The sequence below is a fragment of the Sphingomonas parva (ex Maeng et al. 2020) genome, from assembly GCF_004564275.1.
In the GTDB taxonomy this organism is placed as follows: domain Bacteria; phylum Pseudomonadota; class Alphaproteobacteria; order Sphingomonadales; family Sphingomonadaceae; genus Allosphingosinicella; species Allosphingosinicella parva.
Window position 1 is genome coordinate 19474 of record NZ_SPDV01000031.1, and the last position, 25835, is coordinate 45308.

A 25835-nucleotide genomic window follows, 5' to 3' on the forward strand; every position below is an offset into this window, starting at 1 on the left:
CTCCTCGGCGCCCGGCGGCGCCCTCTCATCGTCCCCATTATGCCGGTCAGGCTGAACGGCCCACGAACACGACCGGCGTCGCCGCGGCAGGAAAAAGGCGCCCGAGCGGGGCCCGGGCGCCTCTTCCTGCGATCGTCCCGGGCCGCGCGGGCCCAAGACGACGCTCGTCAGACCAGGATCAGGTCGGTCGAGTTGATGTGCGGCGTGCTGACGAACGCCATGGCGAAGTCGTAATCGCCGCCGTCGACGTTGCCGACCAGCACGCTGACCTGGCCCGAGAACGGGCTCTTGCCGTCCACTCCGTCGATCTCCATGCCCAGCGCCTTCTCGGCGGCGTTCATGTTGCCGAAGTGGCGGATCGAGAGCTCGCCGGCATCGTTGGCGTTCGCCGTGCCGACGAAGGTGAACGACTGATGGCCGTCGAGCGCGGTGTTGGCGTCGATATCGGTGAGGTCGATCTTGTCGCCCGCCGCGAAGTCGAACACCACGTCGAGCGAGACCGGCCCGGCCTTCGAGCCGACCTTGCCGTCGCCCAGCCCGGCGACGAACACGTCGTTGCCGGCGCCGCCGAACAGGAAGTCGAGCCCGTCGCCGCCGATCAGCACGTCGTCGCCCGCACCGCCGACCAGCTTGTCGTTGCCGTCACGGCCGAGCAGAGTGTCGTTGCCGCCGTTGCCGGTCAGCGTGTTGGCGGCGCTGTTGCCGATCAGCAGGTCGCCGGCGCTGCCCCCAGTCGCGTTCTCGATCACGACGTTCCGGGCAATGGTGAAACCACCATAGACTCCGTCGGCATGGGAGACCACGCCGGCGCCGGTCGCCGAGAAGTCGATCGTCGCGGCAGTCAGGTCTATCGTCGCCGACTGGCTGCCGTTGTGGACGATCGTGTCGTTGCCGCCGGCATCCCAGATGGTCTGGAAGTAACCGTCGCCGGCATTGACGTTCGGCAGCACGTAGGTCGTGTCGCCGCTGTTGGTCGTCGTGTTGGCGCCATACTTGATCTGCAGCATGGCGATGTCGAGCGCCGAGAGGCCGCCGTTATAGCCTTCGTCGATCTCGAGCCACACGCCGAGGTCGTCCGCATACCACGGCACGCCGTAGGGATCGTTGGCCGGGTCGAGCGGCCAGCCCGGATTGTAGGACATCACCGTGTAGACGCCCTGGTTGAGGTCGTAGGCGCCGTAGGAGTCGAACGCGCCGAACACGCCCGGGAGCACGCCCGATCCGCCGCCATTGTCGTGCGGATGGGCGAGGCCCATGCCGTGGCCGAACTCGTGGACCAAGGTGTAGAAGGCGTAGCCGCCCTGCTCGAGGCCGCCGTTCTCGCGATTGGCGGTGTCGACCGAGGGGCCGTCCTCGTCCCAGCCGAAGCCGTCGCGCCAGAAGACGCCGACGCCGGCATTGGTCTCGCCCGGCGGGTTGAAATAGCCGAGCACGCCCGGCGTGTCGCCCGGCGTCGTGTTCTTGATCACCAGCTTGAAATCGGCTTCGGCGGCGTTGGTCGTCACCTGGTAGGTGATCGGCAGCACGCTCTGATATTGCTGGAAGGCCTTCATCGCCTGCTGCTGCTCGTACGCATTCCAGCCGAGCGAGGTCTCGCCGTCGAACGTCTCGCCGGCCTGGGCGAAATAGACCTTGATCACGCCGTCGGCGGCGCCGGGCACGACGTTGTCGTCGCCGCCCCAGTTGATCGCGTCGAGCGGGTTCATGCCGCTGAGGTCGAAGGTCTTCACGCTCACCTCGTAGCCCGAGGTCGCCGCCGCGCCGGCCGCGCGGGCGCTGGCCACGTCGTGGCTGACGCGCAGATAATAGGTGCCGCTCTCCGGCGCCACGAAGGCGATCGCCGCATTCTGGTCGCTGGACGAGATGTCGCCGCTGAACCCGTAGACGGTGGTGCCGTCGGCACCGGTCAGGTGCAGGCGCAGGTCGGCCTCGGTGCCGGGCAGATAATCCCAGCCGCCGGAGACCTGGAATTCGTAATATTGGCCGGCATTCAGCTCGACCTTGTAGAAGTCGACGTCGTTGAACGCCGTCGCGGCGGTGGCGCCGGTCGCGTCGATGAAGCCGAGCGTCGAGGAGCCGACCGCGACCGCCTGGGCGCCTGCCGGCGTGTTGGAGACGTCGGCGCCGCGCTGCGCGACGGCGAGCGTATAGTCGCCCGGAATGCCGTCGTGGGTCGCGTCGAACCACGGGCCCGCCTCGACATAATAGACGCCGGTATAGGTGGCGGTGAAGGTCAGCAGCGCGTTCGAGCCGGTGCCGCCCTCGTCATCGGCGAACACCGCCTGGCCGAGGTTGTTGTAGACGTAGATCTGGGGGTCCGGCATCGCATCGGGCCCGGTGCCGTTCATCGAAATGACGTAGGTCTGACCGGCGACGACGTTCAGCGTGTAATAGTCGAGGTCGTTGCCCGGATCGACATGGCCGTTGCGCGGGGTACCCGGCGTGATCGGCTGGAAATCGGGTTCGTCCGCGAGCGCCGTGGTGCTCGCCCCCAGGAACGCATTCATGTGCTCCGCGATTTCGCGCGCGGTCGCTTCACCCAAACCTCTTGCCATCCGTAGTCTCCTTGGAATCGTCGATCGTGTCGTCCGAGAGATAGCGGCAGCGTGCGTTCCTTCATTCGTTCGCCGATGAAGCTCCACGCACGTGCTCGGCCGGGTCTCCGCCCGTTATCCGGTTTTCTGAGAGGGTCGGCGGGAAGCGCCCGATCGCATCGGGCAGGCTTCCGCAGGTTCTGGTCCCCAAAGTCACCCCGAGTCCGCTAAGTGATTGAGGCTCTGTTAGATTCGCAAGCCTGTCAATCCCGAAACGGAACCATTTTCGTTCCCGCCCCTCCTCTACTCGTGTCCCGGGGAAGGACGGCGGGGATTCGGCCGAAGAAGCTCGCCGCGGCTCGATGCAAGGAGCAGAACGGGATAATTCGGGGACACTATACTTAATTACGGGGCGCCTGCCGCCGGTAGCTCAAGGCCTGATAATTCGGGGACACTATACTCAATTGCGCGGCGCCTGCCGCCGGTAGCTCAAGGCCTCGGCGACGTGGACCCGGTGCACCGCCTCGCTTCCCGCCAGATCGGCGATCGTCCGCGCCACCCGCAGCACCCGGTGGAAGCCGCGGGCGGAGAGGCGCATCGCCTCGGCGGCCTGGGCGAGCAGCCGGCGGCCGGGCTCGTCGGGCGTCGCGACCCGCTCGAGCAGGTCGCCGTCGGCCTCCGCGTTGCTGCGCGCGCCCTCGCCGTCGTAGCGGGCGACCTGCACCGCCCGCGCCGCCGCGACCCGCGCCGCCACCTCGGCCGAGCCCTCGGCCGGCGGCGGCAGGACGAGATCGGCGGCGGCGACGGCATCGACGTCGACATGGAGGTCGATCCGGTCGAGCAGGGGTCCGGAGACCCGCGCCTGATAATCGGCGGCGCAGCGCGGCGCCCGCGAGCAGGCCAGCGCCGGATCGCCGAGATGGCCGCAGCGGCACGGGTTCATCGCCGCGATCAGCTGCACCCGCGCGGGAAAGGTGACATGGGCGTTGGCCCGGGCGACGCTGATCGTCCCGGTCTCGAGCGGCTGGCGCAGCGAATCGAGCGTCTGGCGCTGGAATTCCGGAAGCTCGTCGAGGAACAGGACGCCGAGATGGGCGAGGCTGACCTCCCCCGGCCGCACTCTCAGCCCGCCGCCGACCAGGGCGACCATCGAGGCGCTCTGGTGCGGCGCGCGGAACGGCCGGGTGCGGACCAGCTCCCCGTCGGACAGCGTGCCGGCGACGCTGGCGATCATCGTCACCTCCAGCGCCTCACCCGGCGTCAGCTCGGGGAGGATGCCCGGCAGGCAGGCGGCGAGCAGCGACTTGCCGGCGCCGGGCGGCCCGGTCATCAGCAGATTGTGCCCGCCGGCGGCGGCGATCTCGAGCGCGCGCTTGGCGCTCTCCTGCCCCTTCACCTGGCGGAGATCGGGCCCGGCGGCCGGCGCCACCGCCCGCCCCGGCGGCGGCGGGGCGAGCACCGACTGGCCGCGGAAATGGTTGAGCAAGGCGATGAGATCGGGCGCCGCGAGCAATTCGACGTCCCCCGCCCAGGCCGCCTCCGAGCCCTGCGCTTCGGGACAGATCAGCCCCAGGCCCCGCGCGGAGGCGTTGAGCGCGGCGAGCAGCACGCCCGGAGAGGGCGCGATCCGCCCGTCGAGGCCGAGCTCGCCGACCGCGACATAGCCGGCCAGCATCTCGGCATCGATCGCGCCGAGCGAGGCGAGCAGGCCGAGCGCGATCGGCAGGTCGTAATGCGAGCCCTCCTTGGGCAAATCGGCGGGCGAGAGGTTGACCGTGATCCTTTTCGGCGGAAGCCCGAGGCCGAGCGCGGCGTGCACCCGCTCCCGGCTCTCCGCCACCGCCTTGTCGGGCAGGCCGACGACCAGGAACTTGGGCAGGCCGTTCGAGATCTGCACCTGCACGTCGACGGCGCGCGCCTCGAGCCCGAGGAAAGCCACCGTCGCGACATGTGCCACCATCGATCCGCGCCCCACCGCAATTTCGTTGGTGGGCGGAGTGTCGCAGGCGGCGGCGGGGGCTGTCGAGCCTTTCTTGCATGAGCCGCCGGCGGCTGCACCGCCTGCTCCAAGCACGTCATCCCGGCATAGGCCGCGATCTCGGGTCGAGAGAGCGAGACGTCGATGGCGGGCGCCGGCCGGCCGACGCGCAACCGAGCGCCCCGCCCCTTGCCCGATCCGCCCGCGCAGCTAATCTCCAGCGCAGATCGTGGGGAGGGGAACGCATGGAGCGACGCCGCAAGAGCTGGTTCGCACCGAAACGCTACGGCTACGGCTCGGGGCTACCCGTGGCCTGGCAGGGCTGGGCGGTGCTTGCCGTCTATCTCGCCGTCGTCCTCGCCGCGCCGTTCCTGCTCCCTGTGCTGCTCCAGATCCTGGTGATCATCCTCGCCACCGCCGCCCTGCTCCTGATCTGCGCCAGGACCACCGAAGGCGGCTGGCGGTGGCGCAGCGGCGGGTGAGTGGCGCTTCGCCCCAGCGTCTTGCAGCTTAGCGAAACGTCTCCTCAACGCCGTTGAGCGTCTCAGCCCGTTGTAATTTCCTCGAGTGGAGCTTCAGTCGGAGCGCCGCCGAGATCGCCATCCCTACGGCGTAGCCGATCAGAGGAACATTAGCGATCGAAACAGGGCGACCGTCTGCCATGCCAAACGCAGCGATGGTGACGATCACGACAAAAGCCAAGGCTGAGCTTACAGCGATCGCAACCACAGGGTCGTCGATGACGCGGCGCAGAATTGCCCGATCTATAGCCGTCGAAATGAGGGTACCGAAGATCAGAGCGCCCAGGATCGCGCCAACCACGTTTGAAAGCCAATAGACCATGATTGATCCTTCGCTTGCAAAGTCGGAGCCTCGCTCAAGAGACTGAACTTGGCAACCTCCGTGCCGTGCTCAGAATGTCGGCCCAACCGAAGGGACGGTCCGACACTCGCGACTGCTGCCGGTTTGCAATCCCTCCCCCGTCATGCTCTGAACCGTCGCAGGGGGACGGGGGGATGACGCCAGCACAGATCGACGTCGCATTGCGGCTCGCCGCGATCGTCATCCTGCTCCTGCTTGCCTGGCTGCTCTTCCGGGACCGGGCGCGGATCGGCCTGCCCGCCTTGCTGTTCGCGCCGATGGCGCTGTGCCTGTCCGGCTTCGTCGCCGGCAACACGCCCGATCCGGCCCTGCGCCCCGCCGGCACCGTTGGCGCCATCGCCCATTTCGCCAGCGGCTGCACCGTCGTCTTCCTCTGGTATTTCTGCCTCGCCTGCTTCGATCCGCGCTTCCGGCCGCGCGGCGCGGTGCTCGCCGCCGGCCTGCTCTGGCTGGCGCTCGCCGCCGCGGACCGGCTGACCGCCCTTCCCTTCCTCTCGCCGGTGCTGGTCGCGCTCGGCTTCGCCATCGTCGCCCATCTCGTCTGGCGGCTATGGGCCGACCGCGAGGGCGATCTGGTCGAGCGGCGCCACGACGCGCGCATCACCGTGGCGCTGCTGCTCGGGGGGCTGCTGCTCGCCGACCTGCTCGTCGATCTCGTCCTCGGCTTCGCCTGGCGGCCGCGCGCCTTCGCCCTCGCCCAGAACGCCACGGTCCTCGGCTTCGGCCTGTGGCTGGCAGGGCGGATCCTGGACGCGCGCGCCGGCGTGCTCAGCTTCGACTCCGCGCCCGAGACCTCGTTATCGGCCCGCAACGAGATCGCGGACGCTGCCGCCGATGCGGCGCTGCACGCGCGCCTCGCCGCCCTAATCGAGGACGGGATCCACCTCGATCCCGATCTCACCTTCGCCGGCTTCGTGCAGCGGATGAGCGCGCCCGAGAAAGCGGTTCGACGGCTTGTCAACCACGCGCTCGGCTTCGACCATTTCCGCGCCTTCCTGAACCATCACCGCGTGGTCGAGGCGAAGCGCCGGCTCGGCGATCCGGCGCGCGCGTCCGACAAGGTGATCGCCATCGCCCTCGACAGCGGCTTCGCCTCGCTGCCGAGCTTCAACCGCGTCTTCCGCGAGCTCGAGGGCTGCACGCCGAGCGCCTATCGCGCGGCGGCGCTGGCCGGCGCGGCCGCGCCGCCGCCGGAGAGCCGGCCGGGTTTCGAGCAACGATCGGCCGTCTTTTGATGCGCGGCCGCCGCCCCCAGCGGGCATGGCGGGGCGTCCTCAACAGCATGCGAGACTGACGTGAACGGCGTGATCGGACTTGGCGGAACCCTGTTCATCCTGCTCGCGCTCGGCGGGCTGCTCGGCCTCGCCGACCGCGGCCGCTTCGCACCCCGCTGGCTGCTCGCCGCCGCCTTGCTGGTGGCGATCAACGATGCCTTGCTCACCCGCGTCTACGGCCTCCTCCCGGACCTGATCGGCGGCGAGCGCAACTGGCAGGGCAAGATGCTCGCCCTCGCCGCGACGCTGGCGATCGCGGCGGTGATCGGCTGGCGGGAGGTGGGCGTCACCCTCGTTCAGGAACCGGGCAGCCTCAGGCGCGCGCTGCCGGTGCTCGCGCTCTATTGCGCCCTGTTCGCGGCGCTCGCCTTCGCCTTTCCGAGCGAGCCCGCGAGCGGCGAGGAGATCGCCTTCCAGCTGACCATGCCCGGGCTCGAGGAGGAGGCCTTCTACCGCGGCCTGCTGCTCTACTCGCTCTACCGCGCCTTCGCCGGCCGCGTCCGCCTGCTCGGCGTCGATTGGGGCTGGGGCGCGATCCTGTCCTGCCTGCTGTTCGGCCTCGTCCACGCCTTCGGCTATTCGGACGGAGGCTTCTCGCTCGATCCGCTCGCCCTGGCGCTGACCGGCCTCCCCGCCTTCGTCGGCGTGTGGCTGCGCCTGCGCACCGGCAGCCTGCTGCTCCCGGTCGTCATGCACAATTTCGGCAACCTCATCTTCCTGCTGATCTGAGGATGGACAGCGGCCCAAGCTTCGGCGGAACGCCGCCGGTCCGCACCGTCTAGCGGCAGCGATAGTCGGCGGGCGCAAGGCCACTGCGATTCGCGATCGTTTCGACCGCCCCGCCACAGGCCTCGCGCGCCTGCGCTTCAGCCTCGATCGTCAGGTTGAACATCAGGCCATCGCCGCCGTCGCAATCGAAACACGTCTCGACTCGCGGCGGCGCGCGCTGCGGTTGCGCGGCGCGAATGCGGTCGGCGCTGTCCTGCCGATCGCAGCCGCACGCGCCGGCGACAAGCAGGAGGGCAGCGGCGCGCGCGCCGGTGCCGAGCCTGGTCACGGCGCGGGGTTCCGCGTCAGCAGCGCGCTCTCCTCCTCCGCCACGCCGTTTTCGCGATAGGTCTCGCTGCGCTTCAGCGTCTGCGCGTCGATCGGCTCGATCCAGAAATCGTGGAGGTGGCTGCTCGCCTGGGACGGCAGGTTGGTCGCATCCGCGAACGCGAAGTGCATTCGTCCCGAGCGCTCGGTGCGCGTGAGCCGCAGCCGCGGCTGGTTGCCCTGCGCGCAATAATGGGTGGCGAGCAGCCGCGCGCCGTCGCGATGGTAGACCGTCATCGTCTCCCGTCCCGACGGCGATCGCCAGGTCTCGACCAGCACGCTGTCGTTGGCGATCAGCCGATAGCTGATGTCGAGGCGCCGGCCGCTCGAGCTGATCCCCTGCCAGCGCCCGACCAACGGCTTGAGCGGCGCGAGCGGATCGGCGTCGCCCTCGGCCCCGGCCGGGGCGGCGGCGAGCAGCATGCAGCCAGCGGTCGCGACGATCAGCGAAATAGTGCGCATGCTTCCTCCCCGGATCCGCGCGAAATCTGCCCCCGGTCCGCGCGCGAGGCAATGCGCGGCGCTGAGTGCCGCCGGGCCACGCTGCTGCCGCCATCGCCTCCAGATCCGCTCCGGCGAGCTTGACGGACGCCGCGCGGCGCTCTTTGCTCGCGGCGGCAACCACCGCCGTTCTCGGGATGATGCCGATGAGGAATGCGATCGTCTCTTGCCTCGCCGCCGTGCTGTTCTTCGCCGCTCTCGCGACCGGCTCGAGAGCGCTCGGCTGGGTGGATCATCCCGTCGATCCGATCCTGCTGCTGTGGCTGGCGGCGGCGATCGCCGGCTATCTTCTCGCCAGCTGGGCGAAGCAACGCGGGCGCAAGCGCTGAGCGCTCCGCCGCGCGCCCAAGCTAGTCCCGCTCGCGCGTCATCTCGATCATCGTGCGGCGGAAGCCGGCGGCGCCGAACAGCCGCTGCGCCGGTGCGTTCATCTCGGCGGTGGAGAGCAGGATCCGCGGCGCGTCCAGCGCCTCGAGCGCGGCGATCGCCGCGTCGAGCAGCCGCCGGCCGATCCCCTCCCGCCGCCGGCCCGGATCGACGACGAGATCGTAGATCACGCCGGCCGGCCCGCGCAGCGCCATATAATCGTTTCCCTCGACGCCCGCATAAGCATAACCGAGCACCGCCTCGCCCTCCGCGGCGACGAGCAGCACCACCTCCGGCCGCCGGCGCTGCTGATCGAGGAACGCCGCATAGGCCGCCGGCGTCCCCGGCGTCGGCGCAATGAAGCGGCGGGCGTCGAACCCATGGTGCACCGCCACGAGATGGGCGCCGAGCCGGCCGAGCGCGGCGGCGTCGCCCGCGGCGGCAGGGCGGATGGCGACCGCTGCGGGGGGATCGGAGGCCATCACGCACGCTCCCCGCGGCGACCGGGCACGGGACCGGCCTGCTTCTCGTAGAGGGGGTTCACGAGGTGCGGCCCTCCGCCTGCCCGGCACCGGCCTCGCGCGCCTCCTCCCCGTCCGGCTCCTCGCCCCGCTGGAACAGGGCGCCGAGCTCCTCGAGGTCGAGGTCGCGCTCGAGATCGTGCAGCACCTCGTCCTCGATCAGCCCCTCGCGGTGCAGGCGGATCAGCTCGGCCCGCCCGGCCGCGACCGCGGTCAGGATCACGCCGAAATGCGCGCGGATGCTGGGCATGAAATTGCCGGCATCGCCGGCGTAGCGCTGGGTGGCGGCGTCGCGCTTGCGATATTCCTCGAGCAGGCGCGGATGGCGCAACGCCCCCTCCGCGTCATAGGCGACCGCCTCGACCGCATTTCGCTTGGCGTGGGCGATCGCCGCCTCGGCAGCGGCCATGTCCATCGCCGCGGGCGGATCGCCGTCGACCAGCCCGAGGCGGCGGATCAGCCAGCCGAGGCTCGATCCCTGCACGACCACGGTCGCCAGGATCACGGCGAAGGCGGTCACCAGCATCAGGTCGCGTCCTGGCATGTTGCCGGGCAGGGACAGGGCGACGGCCAGCGTCACCACCCCGCGCATGCCGGCCCAGGCGAGCACAATGGCCTGGCGCGGGCCGAGCGGCCGGGCGCGCGCCAGCCCCGCCCGCTTCATCACGCCGCGGACGGCGTCGCAACCGAACACCCACACGAATCGCGTCAGCAGCACGGCGAGGACGATCGCCAGCACCGGCATCGTCATGGCGGTGAGCGCGGCCTCGAAGCCGACCCGCTCGAGCACGCCGCGCAGCGAGAAGCCGATCAGGATGAAGACCAGGGCCTCCAGGCTGAAGACGAGCGTGCGCCAGAAGGCGCTGCCCTGCATCCGCACCCGGGCGGGAAGCACGACGTGCTGGTGCCAGCCGAAGACGATGCCCGCGGCCACCGTCGCGATCACGCCGGAGACGTGGGCCGCCTCGCCGGCCAGATAGGCCGCCCAGCCGAGCAGGGTCGCCGTCGCGACGATCAGCGTCTCGTCGTGCATCCGGCGCATCACCGCGATCCAGGCATAGCCGACCGCCGTCCCGACCAGGGCGCCGCCGATTGCGAGCAGCACGAAGCTTCCCGCCGCGGCGCCGGCGTCGAAAGAGCCGGTCAGCGTCGCCGCGACGGCGAAGCGGAAGAGGACCAGGCCTGTCGCGTCGTTGAGCAGGCTCTCTCCTTCGAGCAGCGCCTGCAGCCGCCGCGGCAGGGTCAGGCGCTGGAGCACGGCGCGCGCGGCGACTGCGTCGGGCGGCGAGACGATCGCGCCGAGCGCGAAGCAGGCGGCCCAGGGCAATGCCGGGATCAGCAGGTGGACGACCAGCCCGACGACGAGGGTGGTGAACAGCACCGCGCCGACCGCGAGCGAGAGGATGCCGGGAAGGTGCCGCCGGAAGCGGCCGAAGGCGGTGTAATAAGCGCCGTCCATCAGCAGCGGCGGCAGGAACAGGACCAGGGCGAGCTCGGGATCGAGCGATATCTGCGGGATGCCGGGCAGAAAGGCGAGCGCGCCGCCGCCGACCAGCAGCGCCGCCGAGGGCGGCAGCCGCAGCCGCGACGCCGCCCAGTGCAACGCGATCACCGTCGCCAGCAGGACGAGAACCAGCTCGAACGTCTCGACCGGATGCATCAAGGCCCCCCAGAGCAGGCCGCACGGCGGCGGCTGCCGCCTCTATAGACGACGTCCGCCCGCTCCGCGCAACCGCCGCGACGGGCGAAAAGGTCAGCTTCATCGGCGGAGCCAGCCGCGTCGATCATGGCGCTGGCACGTAAGGATGTCAGGCTTTCCTAGCACATCAAAATGTCCGCTTCTCTCCTCTTGACGTGCGAAGATGTTCATGTTATGTTCCACCTCCTCCCGAGAGTATCGCGTTCCGCTCTTTGATCGCGTGAAGAGAAAAGTGGCGCTCCGTCGAGGCGGCGGGGGAGGTCGTGCGGCGCGGCCTCGCTCGCCCCTCGCCGCCTCCCGCGTTCGCCGGTCCCGGCAGGCGCGGCGGCCGGCTCGAAGCAACATACCCCCACCGTCCCTGAATTTTTCTGTTCTTTACAGGGAAAACAGGCCGCCGGCCGGTCGTGGCGCCGCGGCGGGCAGACGCGGCGCGCGGTTCGGCCTCGGACACGAGGAGACCGCCAGATCAGACCCTTGCAACATGGTGCCGTAATCTTTTTTCGGCTTCGGCCGGCAAGTGCCCGCACGCGCGCGAAGCCTCCACGCGCCGGCCGGTTTTCACGATATTCGCCCCACTCACGCTGGCCCCCGCGCCAGGTGCCGGCGCAGCCGAGGAGAGGCTTCGCGCGGCCCGCTTCCGCCGCATTCGACCGTAAACAACGGTCGATTTACGGTCGCCCTCCCCCGCTCAGCCGCGCTGGCGGAGCGAGTCGCGGATCTCGCGCAGCACGACGAGCTCGTCGGACGGCACCGGCGTCTCGGCCTCGGCCGGCCCGCGCAGCCGGGCCGCGACCTTGACCAATTGATAGATGACGAAGGCGAGGATCAGGAAATTGACCACCGCGGTGACGAACTGGCCGTAGCCGAACATCGCGACGCCGGCCGCCTTCAGTGCCGCATAGCTGGTCGGGTCGCCCGTGAAGCCGGCCGGGATCGGTCCCAGGCGAATGAAATGATTGGAGAAGTCGAGACCGCCGAACAGCGCCCCGATCAGCGGCATGATCAGATCGTCGGTCAGCGAGGTGACGATCGTCCCGAACGCCGCGCCGATGATCACCGCCACCGCCAGATCGAGCACGTTGCCGCGCGCGATGAACTCCCGGAATCCCGCCATGTCCTTCCTCCCTGCTCGCGAAGAGGCGGACAGCCTAGTCCGGCTGCCGCGCGCGCCGCAATCGCGGTTCCGGCATCCCCGTGCCCGAGCGGGGTCAGCGCGCCGGGCGGATCAGCATCATCACCGTCCGGCACCCGCGCAGGCAGACGGCGCCGGCGCGGCGCGCCGTGCTGGAGACGGCGCGGAGCCGTGCGCCTGCGGAGAGAAGGCCGAGGCCGACGATCGCGTCGATCAGCGTGGTGATCTCGAAAGCGGAGACCCAAGCGAGGATCTCCGGCAATGCCATCGACACGATCCTGGCGCCGTCCCCGGCCATCAGCCAGACGAGGAACGCGCTTCCTCCTGCCAGGCCCGCGCCGACGGCCATCCTGCCGATGCTCACGCCCCCGTTCCCCAGCCACCCTTCCGGCGGCGCAGCCCCGCCGCTGCGGGCAGCCAGAGCGGCGTAGCAGGCGAGCAAGAGGATCAGCACGAGGGACGGCAGGGTCCGCCAGAACGCCGCGACGATCATCCGCAATCCTCCCCCATCGGCGTCCCCGTCTGGGCCGGGGAGTGCTTCGCATGTAGGGGGAAATTTCGCCTCCGCAATCATGGGCTGTCTTGCAGGGCTGACACACCCTCCCCACCTCCGCCGCCATGAGCATCGCTGAGCGCTGGCACGCCTGCACCCGCATACCGGCCGTCCGGACGACCCTCGTCGTCATCGGCTTCACGCTGATGATCCTGGCGCCGCTCGCCGGCGTGCTCCCCGGCCCGGGCGGCATCTTCGTCTTCGCCGCCGGGCTCGCCCTCGCCCTTCGCTACAGCGAATGGGCGAAGCGCAAATACGTCGCCTTCAAGCGGGCGCACCCGAAGAAGGGCGCTTGGGCCGATTGGGGCATGCGGCGCCGCAGCGCGCTCCGCCGCCAGGCCCGCGACAAGGCCAGGGCGGCCGACGATCGCCTCGGCGCGGCGGAGCAGGCCGATAACGCGCGGCGCGCCGACGCGGCGGCGGGCCTCGCTGCGATCGAACGCGTCGCCGCCGTCGAAACGGCCGAGCGCCTGGTCATCGTCGAGACGCTGGAGGTGGTCGCACGGGGGCCGCGCGACTCGAATGCGGATGGCGAGGACGGCGATGCGGGCGAAAGCGGCGATTCCCGCTCGCGGGCGCGTTCAGGGTGATTGACTTTCCCGGTGCCTTTGCCTATCCGCCCGGCCAACAGAGGCCGCCCGTCTTGGGTGGCCCTTTCAATTTCAGATCTAAGGGAATGAGCGATGAAGCGCACCTTCCAGCCGAGCAATCTCGTGCGCAAGCGCCGTCACGGCTTCCGGGCCCGCAAGGCGACCGTCGGCGGCCGCAAGGTCCTGGCTGCCCGCCGCGCGCGCGGCCGCAAGACCCTGTCGGCCTGAGCCCCGGCTCCAGCGACTCCTCCGCCGGGCAGCCCTATCGGGTCCTTGCCCGGCGCGCGGATTTCCTCGCCGCCAATCGCGGGCGGCGCGCGCCGATGCCGGGCTTCGTCCTGCTCGTCCACCCGCGCGGGGACGATGATCCGGCGATCCGGCTCGGAATCACCGTCACCAAGAAGATCGGCGGCGCCGTCGTCCGCAACCGGATGAAGCGACGCTTCCGGGCGCTCGCCCGCGAGCTTCTGCCCGTGCACGGCATCGCCGGCGCCGATCACGTGCTGATCGGCCGCGCCGGCGGGGTCGAGCGCGACTTCGCCCTGCTCCGCGACGAGCTCTCCCGCGCCTTGCGGAAGCTGGGCCGATGATCGCGAGGCTGCTCATCCTGATCGCGCGCGCCTGGCAGATCGGTCCGTCGCGGGTCCTGCCGCCGAGCTGCCGCTACCGGCCCAGCTGCTCGGCCTATGCAATCACCGCGCTTCGGCGCTATGGGGCGCTGCGCGGCAGCTGGCTCGCCGCGAAACGCCTTGCACGTTGCCACCCCTGGGGGGGTTCCGGCTGCGATCCTGTACCATGAGGGGAATATTCGGTGGACGATAAGCGCAACATTGTCCTGTTCGTCCTGCTCTCGGCCCTGATCCTGATCGGCTGGACCTTCCTGTCCGACCGCTTCCTGCCGACCGCCAATCCGCCGGCCACCAAGGTCGTCGATGGCAAGTCCGTGCCCTTGCCCAAGCCGCAGGCCGATCCCACCGCCGATTCGCCGGCCGCGATCCGCAACCGCGAGGTCGTGCTGAAGGAGACGCCGCGGATCGCGATCGAGACTCCGCGCCTCAAGGGCTCGCTCAATCTGAAGGGCGCGCGGATCGACGATCTCGTCCTCACCCAGCACACCGAGTCGATCGCCAAGGACAGCCCGCCGATCCGCTTGCTCTCGCCGGCCGGATCGCCCGACGCCTATTTCGCCGAATTCGGCTGGACCGGCGACGGCCTTGCCGCGCCGAACAAGGACACGCTCTGGACGGCGAGCGGCAGCCGCCTCGCCCCCGGCGCGCCGCTGACCCTGCGCTGGGACAACGGCAAGGGCCAGGTCTTCGAGATCGTCCTCTCGGTCGACGACGGCTATCTGTTCACCGCCCGGCAGCGGGTCGCCAACCGCGCCGGCGGCGCCGTCGCCGCCCGCCCATATTCGCTGGTCAGCCGCGCCACCGCCTCGCGCGATCCGGACAGCTGGACCAGCCATGTCGGCCCGCTCGGCGTGTTCAACGGCAAGGCCGATTACGACACCGATTACAAGGATCTCGCCGTCGGCGCGCGCCAGCCGCACGCCACCACCGGCGGCTGGCTCGGCTTCGGCGACAAATATTGGCTGACCGCGCTCATCCCCGATCAGGGCGCGAGCGCCGAGGCCGCCTTCACCCACGGCCGCTCGGGCAGCTTCCAGGCCGATCTCCAGGGACCGGTGACGCTGATCAACCCGGGGCGCGCCGTCGCCACCGAGACCCGCTTCTTCGCCGGCGCGAAGGAGATCGACCTGCTCGAGCATTATCAGAACGATCTTGGCATCACCGAGTTCGAGCGTGCGATCGACTGGGGCTGGTTCGGCGTGTTCATGGCGCCGATCTTCAAGCTGCTGCGCTGGCTCTACGCGGCGATCGGCAATTTCGGCCTGGCGATCATCTGCCTGACCATGATCGTGCGCGCCTTGATGTTCCCGATCGCCAACAAGCAGTTCAAGTCGATGGCGGCGATGCGCGTGCTCCAGCCGAAGATGAAGGCGCTGCAGGAGCGCTACAAGGACGACAAGCCGAAGCTGCAGCAGGAGATGCTGAAGCTCTACCAGGAGGAGAAGGTGAACCCGATGGCGGGCTGCCTTCCGATCCTGATCCAGATCCCGATCTTCTACGCGCTCTACAAGACGCTGATGGTTGCGGTGGAGATGCGCCACAAGCCGTTCGTGCTGTGGATCAAGGACCTCTCGGCCCCCGATCCGCTGACTCCGGTGAACCTGTTCGGCTATCTCGATTTCACCCCGCCCTCGTTCCTGGCGCTCGGCGTGCTGCCGATCCTGCTCGGCGTCACCATGTGGCTGCAGTTCAAGCTGAACCCGCCTCAGGCCGATCCGGTGCAGCAGCAGGTGTTCGGGATCATGCCCTGGGTGCTGATGTTCGTGATGGCGCCGTTCGCGGCCGGCCTGCAGCTCTACTGGACGGTCAACAACATCCTGACGATCATCCAGCAGAAGTGGCTCTACAGCCGCCATCCGGGGATGAAGGCGGCCACCGCGCCGGTCCCGGAGACCAAGTGAGCGACGATCGCGGTCTCGAACCGGCCGGCGGCGCACCGCCGGCCGACGGCGCCGCCGACCAGGCGGCGGCGCTGGACGAGGCGGCGCGCAAGCTCTTCTCCGGACCGATCGCCTTCCTGAAGTCGGCGCCGGCGCTCAAATTCCTGCCCGATCCGGGCGTGCCGGAAGTCGCCTTCGCCGGCCGCTCGAACGTCGGCAAATCGTCGCTGATCAACCGGCTGACCAACCGCACCGGCCTCGCCCGCACCTCGAACACGCCGGGGCGGACCCAGGAGCTCAACTTCTTCGACGTCGGCGATCCGCTGCGCTTCCGCCTCGTCGACATGCCCGGCTACGGCTTCGCCAAGGCGCCCAAGGACGTGGTCAAGAAGTGGCGCTTCCTGGTCAACGATTACCTGCGCGGCCGCGCGGTGCTGAAGCGGGCCTTCGTGCTGATCGACAGTCGCCACGGCATCAAGGACGTCGACCGCGAGATCATGAAGATGCTCGACGAGGCGGCGGTCAGCTACCAGCTCGTCCTCACCAAGGCCGACAAGGTGAAGGCGACCGAGCTCGCCGCCGTGCACGAGGCCACCGCCGGCGAGGCGCGCAAGCACGTCGCCGCCTTCCCCGAGGTGATCGCCACCTCCAGCGAGGGCGGCATGGGCATCGACCACCTCCGCCGCGCCCTGCTCGACAGCACCGGCTGACCGACCCCGGGGCCCCCCGGACCTCCCGCGATGCGCCAGGCAGCTCGCGCGCAGACTCGCGAGCGGCCGCGTCCATCAGCTCTGCAACATTCGAAACAACAAAGCCGCGCGCCCGCCATAGAGCGGCAATGGACGGCGCCTAATCCTCTTTCCACGGCCATTCCGGCCGCAGGAAAGGGCGGGACGAAGCCCCCGCAAAGATGAGGAATGATTCACACTGTATTTCGCGCCGGTGTCGCGCTGAGCGGCGCGCTCCTGCTGGGCATTGCGCCGGCCGGGCTGAACGTCGCCAGCGCGGCGAGCCCGCTCCTGGCCGGGGAAGAGCCGGGCCAGGCCGTCGCCGGGACGCCGGCCGCCCTCGGCGTCGGCGCCACTTCGGCGCTCGCCGCGCGGAGCAGCGCCTGGACCATCCCCGCCGCCGCCGTCGCAGCGCCGAAGCCGGCGCCGCTCGACGAAGCCGCCTCGCTTCGCCCCGGCGCATTCGTGTGGCAGCCGGAGCGCGCCACCGTCGGCCCGGTCGAAATGGTCGTCAGCATCCCGCTGCAGCGCGCCTATGTCTATCGCGGCGGCACGCTGATCGGCGTCACCACCGTCTCCACCGGCAAGAAGGGTCATTCGACGCCGGTGGGCAAGTTCGACATTCTGGAGAAGAGGAAGACCCACTTCTCGAACAAGTACAACAATGCCCCGATGCCGTTCATGCAGCGGCTGACCTGGGACGGAGTCGCGCTCCACGCCGGCCATATCCCCGGCCACCCCGCCTCGCACGGCTGCATCCGCCTGCCGCTCGCCTTCGCCCGCAATCTGTTCGGCGTGACCCAGGTCGGCGCGTCGGTCCACATCCTCGCCACCGCGCCCGAGCCGCACGAGGCGCTCGCCATGATCCGCGAGAGCTACACCGGCATGGGCGGCCCCGACGAGGAGGCGGTGGAAGGCACCGATTGAGCCGGATTGCGCCGCCCGCCTAACCCTCTAGGGTCCGCCGCTGAATGGAGGTGCCTGGTGGAAGACGGTCTCGGGACGGTGATTGCCGGCATGGAGCGGGAGGACGGGCTGTTCAGGGCCGCCCTTCCCGCCTGCTGGATGCAGGGACGGACGGCCTATGGCGGCGCCTCGGCGGCGCTCGCCCTCGCCGCAGCGCTCGCTGCCGAGCCGGACCTGCCGCCGCTGCGCTCGGCCCAGATCGCCTTCGTCGGCCCGCTCGGCGGTGCGCTGGAGATCCGCCCCACCCTGCTCCGCCGCGGGCGTAGCGCGAGCTTCGTGCGCGTCGACGTCGCCTCGGACGGCGCGCTCGGCCTCGCCGCCACGTTCCTGTTCGCCGCCGAGCGGGAGTCGCAGATCGCGCACCAGCCGGAACCAATTGTCCCCTCGCCGCATGGTATGCCGATCGAGGGGCCGGCCGACATCGCCTTCGTCCACAATTTCGACCATGCGGAAGCAGGGACCGTCGCGCGCGGCGAGCCTCGCATCCGGCGCTGGGCACGGCTGAAGGACCGGTCCGGCCTCTCGCCGGCGCTCGAGCTGGTCGCGATCGCCGACGTGCTGCCGCCGCCGGCGCTGATGCTCGCGCACCGCCCCGGGCCGATCAGCACCACCACCTGGCAGCTCGACCTGCTCACCCCGGCCCCCTCCACCGAGGACGGCTGGTGGCTGCTCTCGGCCGAAGCGGACATGGCCGAGCGCGGGTTCAGCAGCCAGGCGATGACGGTTCACAACGCCGATGGTGCCCTCATCGCCGTTGCCAAGCAGAGCGTCGCCCTGTTCGTCTAGGCTGGGTTGACCGGTCGCACCCGCGCCGCGGGCCAGCCTGCGGCGTCGAGCCGCAGGTAGACGCTGTCGCACCAGACGTCGCCGATCAGCCACGTCTTCGCCTTGCGCTCCGTCTCCCGGAAGCCGAGACGCGCGAGCAGGCGGAGCGAAGCACGATTGCGCGGGTCGACGTCGGCGACGACGCGGGCGAGCCCGTGTACTGCGAAGGCGCGGTCGAGCACCGGGCGCAGGGCCTCCTGGGCAAATCCCCTTCCCCAGACCGCCGGATCGAACAGGAAGCCGATCTCGGGAAAGCGGAACAGGCCCGCCTTGCCGATAACACGCCCCTGGTGCTCGACGACGAAATCCTCGCCCTCGCCGTCTGGATTGTCGATCATCGACTGCAGCCATTCGCGCGACTGATCGAGCTCGCGGTGCGGCAGGCTCGACCAATAAGCCATCGCCCGCGCGTCGCTCAGGATGAAGTGCAGCGCTTCGAGATCGCCGGCCCGGGCCGGACGCAGCAGCAGCCGCTCGGTCCGGATCTCGGCCATGTCAGGCCGTCCTGCCGCCGCTCGCGGCGACGACGCGGCCACGGCGGAAGGAGCGCTCGCTTCGCCCGAACAGGTTTGCGCGCGGCTTGCGGCCGGCGGCCTCCGCCGCCTCGACGGCGCGCTGCAGCCTCTGGATACCCCAGGACCCCCTCTCGCAGCATATGCAGGTGCAGGGCGGCTCGCCATTCGCCCCCGGTCGGTAGCGCCATCCCACGACCTGCGGCATCGCCTTGACCCTCAGGATCTCGGCCGGGCCGATCGCCCGGGATAGGAGGACCTCGAACCCTTCCGGCGACGCCGGCATGCGACGGCGCTCGCGCACGGCACGCGAGGCGCGATCCGCCTCCCGGGCCTGCGACGCCGGCCGCTTCTCCGCCTCGAGCATCAACGCAGCCGCTTCCGCCGCCGTCATCTCGACATGTCCCTTGTCGAAATGCCCGACGCGGACGATCTCCTCGTCCGGGATGCGAAAATAGATGGCGACGATGGTGCCGCCGCCGGTGCGCCGCAACTCGCGCAGCCATTGATGCGAGATCTGGAAATCGCGCGTCACCGGGAGCGCGTAGATGGCGTGGCGCCGCCAGCCGTCCTTCTTGACGAAGCGGATGCCGCCGCGCCGTATCGCCGGCACGTTGCGGTGCGACGTCAGATGGACAAAGACCGGCATCATTCCCCCCGAAGAGCAGGCCCTGTGTGGCCGAGCCCGGCGCGCCCTTCAAACGCCGATCGCCACCTGGCGACCGGCGCGGGGACGCGGACGGACGATGCGCTGTGCGGCGATCAGGTCGCCTTGTCGCCGGCCTCGCCGACCGACTTGATGTCCTCGCCGGCGCCCTTGACGGTGTTGCACGCGCTGAGCGCGAGACCGCTTCCGATCAGCAGCAAAGTCACGATCTTCCGCATCATAAGCCTCACTCCTCTCACCGGAGCAAAGCGAACGCGCGCGAACTCGGTTCCCTTTCGGCGCCGCTTCAATAGCCCATCAGCGCCAGCACCTCGCGGCGGCTGCGCTCGTCCTGGCGGAACACGCCCATCATCCGGCTGGTCGTCATCATCACGCCGGGCGTGTTGACGCCGCGGGCGGTCATGCAGGCGTGGCTCGCCTCGATGACCACCGCCACGCCCTGGGGCTTGAGATGCTCCCAGACGCAATCGGCCACCTGGGCGGTGAGACGCTCCTGCACCTGCAGCCGGCGCGCGAAGCCGTGAAGGACGCGGGCGAGCTTGGAGATGCCGACGACGCGGTCCTGCGGCAGATAGGCGATCGACGCCTTGCCGATGATCGGCGCCAGATGATGCTCGCAATGCGACTGGAACGGGATGTCCTTGAGCAGCACGATCTCGTCATAGCCGCCGACCTCGTCGAACGTGCGGCTGAGATGATGGGCCGGATCCTCCTCATAGCCGCGGGCATATTCCTTCCAGGCGCGGGCGACGCGCAGCGGCGTGTCGGCCAGGCCTTCGCGCGACGGATCGTCGCCCGCCCAGCGGATCAGCGTCCGCACCGCGTCCTGCACGTCCGCCGGCACGTCGATCTTCGGTGCCGGTGCGACGAGGTCGCCGTCGCTCAGATGGTCGCTGTCAGCCAAGATGGTCTCCTTCGGGCGGCGCTATAGCGGCAGCCGGGCCGGCTCTCCAGTGCTGCGCTCCGCTCCGCCCAGCACGATGTAGCCGATGCTGAAGCTCGCCACGTTCCACGAGGCGTGAAGGAGGATGACGAGGAGCAGGCTTCCGCTCGCCAGATAGGCGAGGCCGAGAACGATTCCGGCGAGCGCCGCCCAGATCATGCCTCGCAGCCGCTGGTAGGAATGGGCACAGCCGAACAGCAAGCCGGTCACGACGAGCCCGCCCGGCGTGCCGAGCACAGCGGCGGCATACCAGAGCAGGAAGCCGCGAAAGGCGATCTCCTCGCCGAAGCCGGCGGCGAGCGAGGTCACCCAGCTCGCCGCAAGCTCGGCGCGCGTCCTCGGCATGATCCAGGCGTAAGCGCGATAGAGGGAAACTAGCCACAGCCGCAGCGCGCCGCGCCGGACGAGAAGAACCAGGATGAGCAACGCCGCCGTCCAGAGGCCGGCCCAGAGCACGGCATCGGGGCCGCCGGCCCAGTCGTGACGGCCGAACGCGCGGAGCGGGCGCCCCGCGGCCCACCAGGCGAGAAGGGGCAGCCCGCCGAACAGCACCGCCGTGGAGACGCCGGTGCCGTAGAAGCCGAGACGCGTGGAGCGCTCGGGATCGATGGTGACGAAGAGCTGGGAGACGCAGGCTGCGGCCAGCACCGCCGCCAGGATATGGTCGATGGCGGTCAATCGGCCTCCGCAAGCGATGACGGCGCGGCGGTGGTGACCCCGACAGGATTCGAACCTGTGGCCCTCAGATTAGGAATCTGATGCTCTATCCTGCTGAGCTACGGGGCCGTCCACCTCCGCCCGAGTTAGGCGCGGAGGCGGCGCGGGTCAATTCTCCTGGCCGGGCTCGATCACCGGGAACGGCAGAGGAGCGATCGCAATCCCCTCCTCGACCAATGCGGCCGCGTCGGCGGGCGTGGCGCGGCCGTGGATCGCCCGCGCCTCGGCCTCGCCGAGATGGATCGCGCGTGCCTCGTCGACGAAGCGATCGCCGACGCTCTCGCTCTTCTCGAGCATCTGCCGCTGCAGCGCGGCCGCCGCCGCAAGCATCGCCTTGATCGCTTCCGGCTCCGCGGGCGCGGGCGCCGCGGCGGGCGCCGATACGGCTGGGTCGCGCCGCGTGTTCGCCTTGGCGGGAACGGCGGGCGCCATCGGCGCCTTGCCGACGTCGTCCGAGCCGCACAGGGGACAGGAGACCAGCCCCCGCGCCTTCTGATCGTCATAATCGGCCGACGAGCCGAACCAGGCTTCGAAGACGTGCGCGCCCGGCGCGCATTTCAGGTCGAACACGATCACCCTACCCGCTCCACCGCCGGAATCGGGCGCCGGTGACGGATCGCGGGAAGCCGGCTGCGCACCTCGGCGACTCGGGCGAGGTCGATGTCGGCGAAGCCGACGCCCTCGCTGCGCCCCATGTCGAGCAGCACCTCGCCCCAGGGATCGACGACCAGGCTGTGGCCATAGGTCTCGCGGCCGTCCTCGTGCCGGCCGCCTTGGGCCGCGGCGACGACGAACACGCCGGCTTCGATCGCCCGCGCGCGCATCAGCACGTGCCAATGCGCCTCGCCGGTCGGCACGGTGAACGCGGCCGGGATCGAGAGGATCTCGGCACCCGCGTCGGTCAGCGCGCGGAAGAGGTCGGCAAAGCGGAGATCGTAACAGATGGCGAGGCCGAGCGGGCCGACCGGCGTCTCGACCACCTGCGCGCGTTCGCCGGGCGCGTAGCTCGCCGACTCGCGCCAGCTTTCGCCGGTGGCGAGATCGACGTCGAACAGGTGCAGCTTGTCGTAGGAGGCGCGGACGGCGCCCCGATCGTCGATGACGAACGCCCGGTTGTTGAGCCGCCCGTCTTCGCGCTTCAGCGCCAGCGAGCCGAGGTGGACCCAGATGCCCGCGTCCGCCGCCGCGGCGCGGACGGCGGCGAGGACCGGATCGTCCGCCTCGCTGCGCAGCTTCTCCGCGCCGCGGGCGCGGTCGCGGTCGAGCAGGCCGCTCATCTCCGGCGTGAAGACCATGCGGGCGCCGCCCGCCGCCGCCTCGGCAATCGCGGCGACGAGAGCGCGGGCATTGGCCTCTGGATCGATGCCGGTGCGCGCCTGGTAGAGGGCAATGCGGGTGTTCATTGCGCCGAGGTGCTGCCGAGGCTCCTCCCTGTCAATGCCGGGATGGCACGGCGCGCCCGCGCGCCGCCCCCTCAGGCGGCGGCGCCGCCGTTCAGCAGCGGATCGAGCCCGCCCCGGCGGTCGAGCTCGGCGAGATCGTCGGAGCCGCCGATGTGGCGGCCATCGATGAAGATCTGCGGAACGGTGAAGCGGCCGTTGGCACGCTCGATCATCTCGTCCCTTTTGCCGGGAAGCGCGTTCAGCTCATATTCTTCGTAACTTGCCCCCTTCTCCTCGAGCAGCCGCTTGGCGCGGGCGCAATAGGGGCAGGTGAACTTGGTGTAGATCTCGACACGGGCCATGTTTCACTCCTGGCTGCCGAGCGCAGGTGCTGCGGCGCCGATTGCATGTCAACGGTCGAGCGAACAACGGGCCTCTGCCGGATTATGTCCGTCAACAGCCCCGGAAAGAGCCTCACGGGGCTTCGGGGCCGTTCCCCGTCCCGGTCATCTCGCGCACGACGCGGGCCCAGCACAGCATCTCGACCGACGCGGCGCCCGCGCGTTTCAGCACCTTCGCGCAGGCCCCGCCGGTGGCGCCGCTGGTGAAGACGTCGTCGACCAGGATGATCCGTCGTCCGGCCACCGCACCGGCATTCTCGACCGCGAAGGCGCCTCGAACCGCCTCGGCGCGCTCGCGCCGGCCGAGCCCGCGCAAGGGCGGGGTGTGGCGGGTCCGGCGCAGCAGGCCGGGCGCGGCCGGGATGCCGCTGCGCCGGGACAAAGAGGCGGCGATCAGCGCCGCCTGATTGTAGCCGCGACGCCAGATCCGCCAGCGATGGAGCGGCACCGGCACGAGCAGGCCCGGCGGCTGACCGTCGGGGCTGCGCAGGTGCCGCGCCATCAACCCGGCCAGAGTCTCGGCGACGCCGGGGCGGCCGCTGTACTTGAGCTTGAGGGCGACCTTGCGGGCGACCTCGTCATAGGCGACGGCCGCGCGCAGCCGGTCGAACGGCGGCGGTTCGGCGAGACAGCGGCCGCACTCGGCCCCCGCGCCGGCCGGATAGGCGAAGGGCAGGCCGCAACGCGCGCAGCACGGCTCGGCGAGGAAGACCAGCTTCGACCAGCAGCCGAGGCAGAAGCGGTGCGGATCGGAGACGATGGTGCCGCAGGCCGGGCAGCGCGGCGGCAGAGCGAAATCGAGCAGCGCCCGCGCGGTGAAAAGTACACCCGCCTGCGCCTTTTCCGCCCACATGATGGAACCCTTTTCCATTCCGTGCGAATTAGCCACGCCGGTCATCGGCAGTTCAGGCAGGCTGCGCCCGCCGCGATTTCAAAAGAACAGAACAAAGGGGTAGTCTCCGCGTGACCGCAGACCTGTTTCTCCTCGCCGTTGCCGCCGCCGCGCAAGCCGGAGCAACCCAGCCGCCGCTGCCCGAGGCGCAGGCGCCGGTGGCGGCGCCCGTTCCCGAAGCGGCGGTGCCCGAGGCCGGCGCGGAGCAGCCCGCCGCCGAGACAGCGCAGCCGCAAGAAGTGGAGGAGCCCGCGCCCGAGCTGGACGAGGAAGGCGAGGAGATCGTCGTCACCGGAACCCGGCTGCGCGGCGCCGTCGACACCGACATTCCGCCCGAGATCCAGCTCGACCGGCGCGACATCCGCGCGCTCGGCGCCAGCAACATCGCCGAGCTGCTCACCGCGCTCGCGCCGCAGACGTCGAGCGGCCGCGGCCGCGGCGGTGGCGGCCCGGTGGTGCTGCTCAACGGCCGGCGCATCTCCGGCTTCGGGGAGATCCGCAACTATCCGCCCGAGGCGATCGAGCGGGTCGACATCCTCCCCGAGGAGGTCGCGCTCTCCTACGGTTACCGCGCCGACCAGAGAGTAGTGAACATCGTGCTGCGGCGGCGCTTCCGCGCGGTCACCGCCGAACTCGAAGCCGGCGGCCCGACCGCCGGCGGCCGCGCGAGCTACGAGGGAGACATGAACGTCCTCCGGCTCAACAACAACGGCCGGTGGAACGTCGACGTCGAATACGAGAAGAACAGCGCCCTGTTCGAGAGCGAGCGCAACATCGTCCAGGCAACGGGCGGACCGAGCGACCCGGCGGTGCCGAGCCTCGCCCCGTTCCGCACGCTGGCCCCGGCGACCGAGAATTTCTCGATGGCGGGCACGCTCAACCGCATTATCCTCGGCAACGTCTCGGCGACGGTGAACAGCCGGCTCGAGCTCTCGAGCACCGAAAGCCAGTTCGGACTGCGTTCGCTCAGCGTCGACATCCCTGCGTCGAGCCCCTTCTCGACCGGCGCGGACGAGACGCTGTTTCGCTACCTTCCGGCCGCGGGGCCGCTGACTCGCGAGAACGAGAGCAAGAACGCCCATGTCGGCGTCGCGCTGAACGGCGACGTCCGGCCCTGGCGCTGGTCGTTCACCGGCAATTTCGATCGAAACAGCAGCGAGGGCTTCACCGGACGCGGGCTGGACGAGGAGGCGATCCAGCAGCGCATCAGCGCCGGCGATCCGAGCCTCAATCCGCGCGCCGACCTGCCGATCGAGCTTTTGCTCGGCCAGCCTGCGGACCATGTCCGCACCACCAACACCAATGCCAATGCCGAAGCCCTCGCGAGCGGCCCGGTTCTGCTCCTTCCCGGCGGCGAGGTGCGGACCAGCGTCCGGGCGGGCTTCGACACGCGTGATTTCGAAAGCTGGGCGATGCGCAGCGGCGTCGTGCAGGAACGCGACCTCTCGCGCGACCGCACTCATGCCCAGGCCAATCTCGACATCCCGCTGACCAGCCGGCGCGAGGGCTTCCTCGACCCGATCGGCGACCTGTCGATCAACTTCAACGGCGAGGTCGAGCATTTCTCCGATTTCGGCACGCTTCGCACGCTCGGCGCCGGCGTGAACTGGCGGCCGATCGAGATGCTCAGCCTGATCGCGTCGGTGACCGACGAAGAAGGCCCGCCGGGGATCCAGCAGCTCGGCGACCCGGTGCTGCTCACGCCCAACGTCCGCGTCTTCGACTTCGTTCGCGGCGAGACGGTCGACATCAGCCGGCTCGAGGGCGGCAATCCGGGCCTCACCGCCGACAATCGCCGCGTGCTCAAGCTCGGCGCCACCCTGCGCCCGCTCAGCGGCGCCAAGGACCTGTCGATCACCGCCAATTATACCGACACGCGGATCGACAATCCGATCGAGTCCTTCCCCACGGCCACGCCGGAGATCGAAGCGGCGTTCCCGGAGAGGTTCGAGCGCGACGCGAGCGGCCGGCTGCTGCGCATCGACTCCAGGCCGGTCAATTTTGCGCGGTCCGAGCGGCGCGAGCTGCGCTGGGGCGTGAACCTGTCGCTGCCCTTCGGTCCGCAGCAGCAGCCGGGCCGCGGCCGCTTCGGCGCGGGCGGCTTCGGCGGCAGGCCCGGCGGTGCAGGCGGCGCGGGCCGTGCGGGTGGCGCGGGCGGTGCCGGGGCA

The 25835-nt window shown here is 70.1% G+C and carries 31 protein-coding genes and 1 tRNA gene; 13 read left to right on the forward strand and 19 right to left on the reverse strand.

The annotated features are described in order from the left end of the window. Window positions 1–167: 167 nt before the first annotated feature. The gene (locus E2493_RS22120; RefSeq protein ID WP_135088278.1) at window positions 168–2555 is read right to left on the reverse strand and encodes a pre-peptidase C-terminal domain-containing protein; all 2388 of its coding nucleotides are present in this window, start codon (window positions 2553–2555) and stop codon (window positions 168–170) included. Between the two features lie 439 nt (window positions 2556–2994). After that, entirely contained in the window at window positions 2995–4494 is a 1500-nt protein-coding gene (locus tag E2493_RS15145; RefSeq protein ID WP_135088280.1) for a YifB family Mg chelatase-like AAA ATPase, read from the reverse strand. 263 nt (window positions 4495–4757) lie between these two features. Between E2493_RS15145 and E2493_RS15150 the strand changes: the two genes are divergently transcribed. Further along, window positions 4758–4994 (forward strand): hypothetical protein, encoded by a 237-nt coding sequence (locus E2493_RS15150; protein ID WP_135088282.1) that lies wholly within the window; start codon window positions 4758–4760, stop codon window positions 4992–4994. Between the two features lie 28 nt (window positions 4995–5022). On the opposite strand, the gene E2493_RS15155 is transcribed toward E2493_RS15150, so the two are convergent. Continuing rightward, window positions 5023–5355, reverse strand: coding sequence for a hypothetical protein (locus tag E2493_RS15155; RefSeq protein WP_135088284.1), 333 nt, complete (start codon window positions 5353–5355; stop codon window positions 5023–5025). A 173-nt stretch (window positions 5356–5528) separates the two neighbouring features. Between E2493_RS15155 and E2493_RS15160 the strand changes: the two genes are divergently transcribed. Next, on the forward strand, window positions 5529–6629 hold the full coding sequence (locus E2493_RS15160) for an AraC family transcriptional regulator (protein WP_135088287.1): 1101 nt from the start codon (window positions 5529–5531) through the stop codon (window positions 6627–6629). A gap of 60 nt (window positions 6630–6689) precedes the next feature. Further along, window positions 6690–7397, forward strand: coding sequence for a CPBP family intramembrane glutamic endopeptidase, BDIM_20840 family (locus tag E2493_RS15165; protein WP_135088289.1), 708 nt, complete (start codon window positions 6690–6692; stop codon window positions 7395–7397). Between the two features lie 49 nt (window positions 7398–7446). On the opposite strand, the gene E2493_RS15170 is transcribed toward E2493_RS15165, so the two are convergent. Beyond that, window positions 7447–7725: a hypothetical protein gene (locus tag E2493_RS15170; protein WP_135088291.1), complete on the reverse strand. Its 279-nt coding sequence runs from the start codon at window positions 7723–7725 to the stop codon at window positions 7447–7449. Further along, window positions 7722–8225 carry a hypothetical protein gene (locus tag E2493_RS15175; protein WP_135088293.1) on the reverse strand — a complete coding sequence of 168 codons (504 nt, stop codon included), beginning with the start codon at window positions 8223–8225 and terminating at the stop codon, window positions 7722–7724. Before E2493_RS15175 ends, E2493_RS15170 begins: the two co-directional genes overlap by 4 nt. Window positions 8226–8404: 179 nt before the next feature. On the opposite strand from E2493_RS15175, the gene E2493_RS15180 reads away from it, so the two are divergent. Next, on the forward strand, window positions 8405–8593 hold the full coding sequence (locus E2493_RS15180; protein ID WP_135088295.1) for a hypothetical protein: 189 nt from the start codon (window positions 8405–8407) through the stop codon (window positions 8591–8593). A gap of 21 nt (window positions 8594–8614) precedes the next feature. Here E2493_RS15180 and E2493_RS15185 read toward each other — a convergent pair whose 3' ends face one another. The 4 genes from E2493_RS15185 to E2493_RS15200 all read right to left on the reverse strand — a co-directional run bounded on the left by E2493_RS15185 (window position 8615) and on the right by E2493_RS15200 (window position 12475). Continuing rightward, a complete protein-coding gene (locus E2493_RS15185) occupies window positions 8615–9112 on the reverse strand; it encodes a GNAT family N-acetyltransferase (RefSeq protein ID WP_135088297.1) in 498 nt (165 codons plus the stop codon). A gap of 58 nt (window positions 9113–9170) precedes the next feature. Beyond that, window positions 9171–10811 carry a Na+/H+ antiporter gene (locus E2493_RS15190; RefSeq protein ID WP_135088299.1) on the reverse strand — a complete coding sequence of 547 codons (1641 nt, stop codon included), beginning with the start codon at window positions 10809–10811 and terminating at the stop codon, window positions 9171–9173. Between the two features lie 727 nt (window positions 10812–11538). Continuing rightward, window positions 11539–11964 (reverse strand): large conductance mechanosensitive channel protein MscL, encoded by a 426-nt coding sequence (mscL, locus tag E2493_RS15195; protein WP_135088301.1) that lies wholly within the window; start codon window positions 11962–11964, stop codon window positions 11539–11541. Between the two features lie 94 nt (window positions 11965–12058). Further along, on the reverse strand, window positions 12059–12475 hold the full coding sequence (locus tag E2493_RS15200; RefSeq protein WP_135088303.1) for a hypothetical protein: 417 nt from the start codon (window positions 12473–12475) through the stop codon (window positions 12059–12061). Between the two features lie 125 nt (window positions 12476–12600). Here E2493_RS15200 and E2493_RS21910 point away from each other — a divergent pair, with 125 nt between their 5' ends. The 8 genes from E2493_RS21910 (at window position 12601) to E2493_RS15240 (ending at window position 18114) form a co-directional block, all read left to right on the forward strand. Then, a complete protein-coding gene (locus E2493_RS21910) occupies window positions 12601–13125 on the forward strand; it encodes a PGPGW domain-containing protein (protein WP_225421516.1) in 525 nt (174 codons plus the stop codon). Window positions 13126–13218: 93 nt separating this feature from the next. Beyond that, window positions 13219–13353, forward strand: a complete 135-nt coding sequence (gene rpmH / locus E2493_RS15210; RefSeq protein WP_106639453.1) for a 50S ribosomal protein L34 — start codon at window positions 13219–13221, stop codon at window positions 13351–13353. Beyond that, on the forward strand, window positions 13350–13715 hold the full coding sequence (gene rnpA / locus E2493_RS15215) for a ribonuclease P protein component (RefSeq protein ID WP_135088330.1): 366 nt from the start codon (window positions 13350–13352) through the stop codon (window positions 13713–13715). The genes rpmH and rnpA overlap by 4 nt, the downstream gene beginning before the upstream one ends. After that, entirely contained in the window at window positions 13712–13924 is a 213-nt protein-coding gene (gene yidD, locus E2493_RS15220; RefSeq protein ID WP_135088304.1) for a membrane protein insertion efficiency factor YidD, read from the forward strand. The genes rnpA and yidD overlap by 4 nt, the downstream gene beginning before the upstream one ends. A gap of 12 nt (window positions 13925–13936) precedes the next feature. Then, window positions 13937–15655, forward strand: coding sequence for a membrane protein insertase YidC (yidC, locus tag E2493_RS15225; RefSeq protein ID WP_135088306.1), 1719 nt, complete (start codon window positions 13937–13939; stop codon window positions 15653–15655). 71 nt (window positions 15656–15726) lie between these two features. Further along, window positions 15727–16344 (forward strand): ribosome biogenesis GTP-binding protein YihA/YsxC, encoded by a 618-nt coding sequence (gene yihA, locus E2493_RS15230; protein ID WP_191993009.1) that lies wholly within the window; start codon window positions 15727–15729, stop codon window positions 16342–16344. A gap of 207 nt (window positions 16345–16551) precedes the next feature. Beyond that, the gene (locus E2493_RS15235; protein ID WP_135088310.1) at window positions 16552–17289 is read left to right on the forward strand and encodes a L,D-transpeptidase family protein; all 738 of its coding nucleotides are present in this window, start codon (window positions 16552–16554) and stop codon (window positions 17287–17289) included. A 57-nt stretch (window positions 17290–17346) separates the two neighbouring features. Next, on the forward strand, window positions 17347–18114 hold the full coding sequence (locus E2493_RS15240) for an acyl-CoA thioesterase (RefSeq protein ID WP_225421517.1): 768 nt from the start codon (window positions 17347–17349) through the stop codon (window positions 18112–18114). Here the strand turns inward: E2493_RS15240 and E2493_RS15245 are convergent. From E2493_RS15245 to E2493_RS15290, 10 genes are all read right to left on the reverse strand, one after another. After that, window positions 18111–18647 carry a GNAT family N-acetyltransferase gene (locus tag E2493_RS15245; protein WP_135088312.1) on the reverse strand — a complete coding sequence of 179 codons (537 nt, stop codon included), beginning with the start codon at window positions 18645–18647 and terminating at the stop codon, window positions 18111–18113. The genes E2493_RS15240 and E2493_RS15245 overlap by 4 nt on opposite strands. Before the next feature lies 1 nt (window position 18648). After that, window positions 18649–19314: a hypothetical protein gene (locus E2493_RS15250; protein WP_191993008.1), complete on the reverse strand. Its 666-nt coding sequence runs from the start codon at window positions 19312–19314 to the stop codon at window positions 18649–18651. Between the two features lie 113 nt (window positions 19315–19427). Next, window positions 19428–19550, reverse strand: a complete 123-nt coding sequence (locus E2493_RS15255; protein ID WP_135088314.1) for an entericidin A/B family lipoprotein — start codon at window positions 19548–19550, stop codon at window positions 19428–19430. A 68-nt stretch (window positions 19551–19618) separates the two neighbouring features. Further along, window positions 19619–20236 carry a GTP cyclohydrolase I FolE gene (gene folE / locus E2493_RS15260; protein ID WP_135088316.1) on the reverse strand — a complete coding sequence of 206 codons (618 nt, stop codon included), beginning with the start codon at window positions 20234–20236 and terminating at the stop codon, window positions 19619–19621. 21 nt (window positions 20237–20257) lie between these two features. After that, window positions 20258–20953, reverse strand: a complete 696-nt coding sequence (locus E2493_RS15265) for a CPBP family intramembrane glutamic endopeptidase (protein ID WP_135088318.1) — start codon at window positions 20951–20953, stop codon at window positions 20258–20260. A 31-nt stretch (window positions 20954–20984) separates the two neighbouring features. Then, window positions 20985–21061: transfer RNA gene (locus tag E2493_RS15270), tRNA-Arg, on the reverse strand. A 39-nt stretch (window positions 21062–21100) separates the two neighbouring features. After that, a complete protein-coding gene (locus E2493_RS15275; protein WP_135088320.1) occupies window positions 21101–21568 on the reverse strand; it encodes a DUF1178 family protein in 468 nt (155 codons plus the stop codon). Further along, window positions 21565–22395: a carbon-nitrogen hydrolase family protein gene (locus E2493_RS15280; RefSeq protein WP_135088322.1), complete on the reverse strand. Its 831-nt coding sequence runs from the start codon at window positions 22393–22395 to the stop codon at window positions 21565–21567. Before E2493_RS15280 ends, E2493_RS15275 begins: the two co-directional genes overlap by 4 nt. Before the next feature lie 71 nt (window positions 22396–22466). After that, on the reverse strand, window positions 22467–22736 hold the full coding sequence (gene grxC / locus E2493_RS15285) for a glutaredoxin 3 (protein WP_135088324.1): 270 nt from the start codon (window positions 22734–22736) through the stop codon (window positions 22467–22469). A gap of 112 nt (window positions 22737–22848) precedes the next feature. Next, on the reverse strand, window positions 22849–23646 hold the full coding sequence (locus E2493_RS15290; protein ID WP_225421518.1) for a ComF family protein: 798 nt from the start codon (window positions 23644–23646) through the stop codon (window positions 22849–22851). 92 nt (window positions 23647–23738) lie between these two features. Between E2493_RS15290 and E2493_RS15295 the strand changes: the two genes are divergently transcribed. After that, a partial coding sequence (locus tag E2493_RS15295; RefSeq protein WP_135088326.1) for a TonB-dependent receptor occupies window positions 23739–25835 on the forward strand: 2097 nt, incomplete at its 3' end.

Excerpts from the sequence above, each read along its gene's own strand:
- E2493_RS15160 (WP_135088287.1), top strand. The coding sequence starts at position 5,529 with ATGACGCCAGCACAGATCGACGTCGCATTGCGGCTCGCCGCGATCGTC.
- E2493_RS21910 (WP_225421516.1), top strand. The coding sequence starts at position 12,601 with ATGAGCATCGCTGAGCGCTGGCACGCCTGCACCCGCATACCGGCCGTC.
- E2493_RS15150 (WP_135088282.1), top strand. The coding sequence starts at position 4,758 with ATGGAGCGACGCCGCAAGAGCTGGTTCGCACCGAAACGCTACGGCTAC.
- E2493_RS15175 (WP_135088293.1), bottom strand. The coding sequence starts at position 8,225 with ATGCGCACTATTTCGCTGATCGTCGCGACCGCTGGCTGCATGCTGCTC.
- E2493_RS15180 (WP_135088295.1), top strand. The coding sequence starts at position 8,405 with ATGCCGATGAGGAATGCGATCGTCTCTTGCCTCGCCGCCGTGCTGTTC.
- E2493_RS15145 (WP_135088280.1), bottom strand. The coding sequence starts at position 4,494 with ATGGTGGCACATGTCGCGACGGTGGCTTTCCTCGGGCTCGAGGCGCGC.
- E2493_RS15235 (WP_135088310.1), top strand. The coding sequence starts at position 16,552 with ATGATTCACACTGTATTTCGCGCCGGTGTCGCGCTGAGCGGCGCGCTC.
- E2493_RS15290 (WP_225421518.1), bottom strand. The coding sequence starts at position 23,646 with ATGGAAAAGGGTTCCATCATGTGGGCGGAAAAGGCGCAGGCGGGTGTA.
- E2493_RS15190 (WP_135088299.1), bottom strand. The coding sequence starts at position 10,811 with ATGCATCCGGTCGAGACGTTCGAGCTGGTTCTCGTCCTGCTGGCGACG.
- E2493_RS15280 (WP_135088322.1), bottom strand. The coding sequence starts at position 22,395 with ATGAACACCCGCATTGCCCTCTACCAGGCGCGCACCGGCATCGATCCA.
- E2493_RS15200 (WP_135088303.1), bottom strand. The coding sequence starts at position 12,475 with ATGATCGTCGCGGCGTTCTGGCGGACCCTGCCGTCCCTCGTGCTGATC.
- E2493_RS22120 (WP_135088278.1), bottom strand. The coding sequence starts at position 2,555 with ATGGCAAGAGGTTTGGGTGAAGCGACCGCGCGCGAAATCGCGGAGCAC.
- E2493_RS15250 (WP_191993008.1), bottom strand. The coding sequence starts at position 19,314 with ATGCCGGTCTTTGTCCATCTGACGTCGCACCGCAACGTGCCGGCGATA.
- E2493_RS15255 (WP_135088314.1), bottom strand. The coding sequence starts at position 19,550 with ATGCGGAAGATCGTGACTTTGCTGCTGATCGGAAGCGGTCTCGCGCTC.
- mscL (WP_135088301.1), bottom strand. The coding sequence starts at position 11,964 with ATGGCGGGATTCCGGGAGTTCATCGCGCGCGGCAACGTGCTCGATCTG.
- E2493_RS15155 (WP_135088284.1), bottom strand. The coding sequence starts at position 5,355 with ATGGTCTATTGGCTTTCAAACGTGGTTGGCGCGATCCTGGGCGCTCTG.
- yidD (WP_135088304.1), top strand. The coding sequence starts at position 13,712 with ATGATCGCGAGGCTGCTCATCCTGATCGCGCGCGCCTGGCAGATCGGT.
- grxC (WP_135088324.1), bottom strand. The coding sequence starts at position 22,736 with ATGGCCCGTGTCGAGATCTACACCAAGTTCACCTGCCCCTATTGCGCC.
- E2493_RS15185 (WP_135088297.1), bottom strand. The coding sequence starts at position 9,112 with ATGGCCTCCGATCCCCCCGCAGCGGTCGCCATCCGCCCTGCCGCCGCG.
- rpmH (WP_106639453.1), top strand. The coding sequence starts at position 13,219 with ATGAAGCGCACCTTCCAGCCGAGCAATCTCGTGCGCAAGCGCCGTCAC.
- E2493_RS15245 (WP_135088312.1), bottom strand. The coding sequence starts at position 18,647 with ATGGCCGAGATCCGGACCGAGCGGCTGCTGCTGCGTCCGGCCCGGGCC.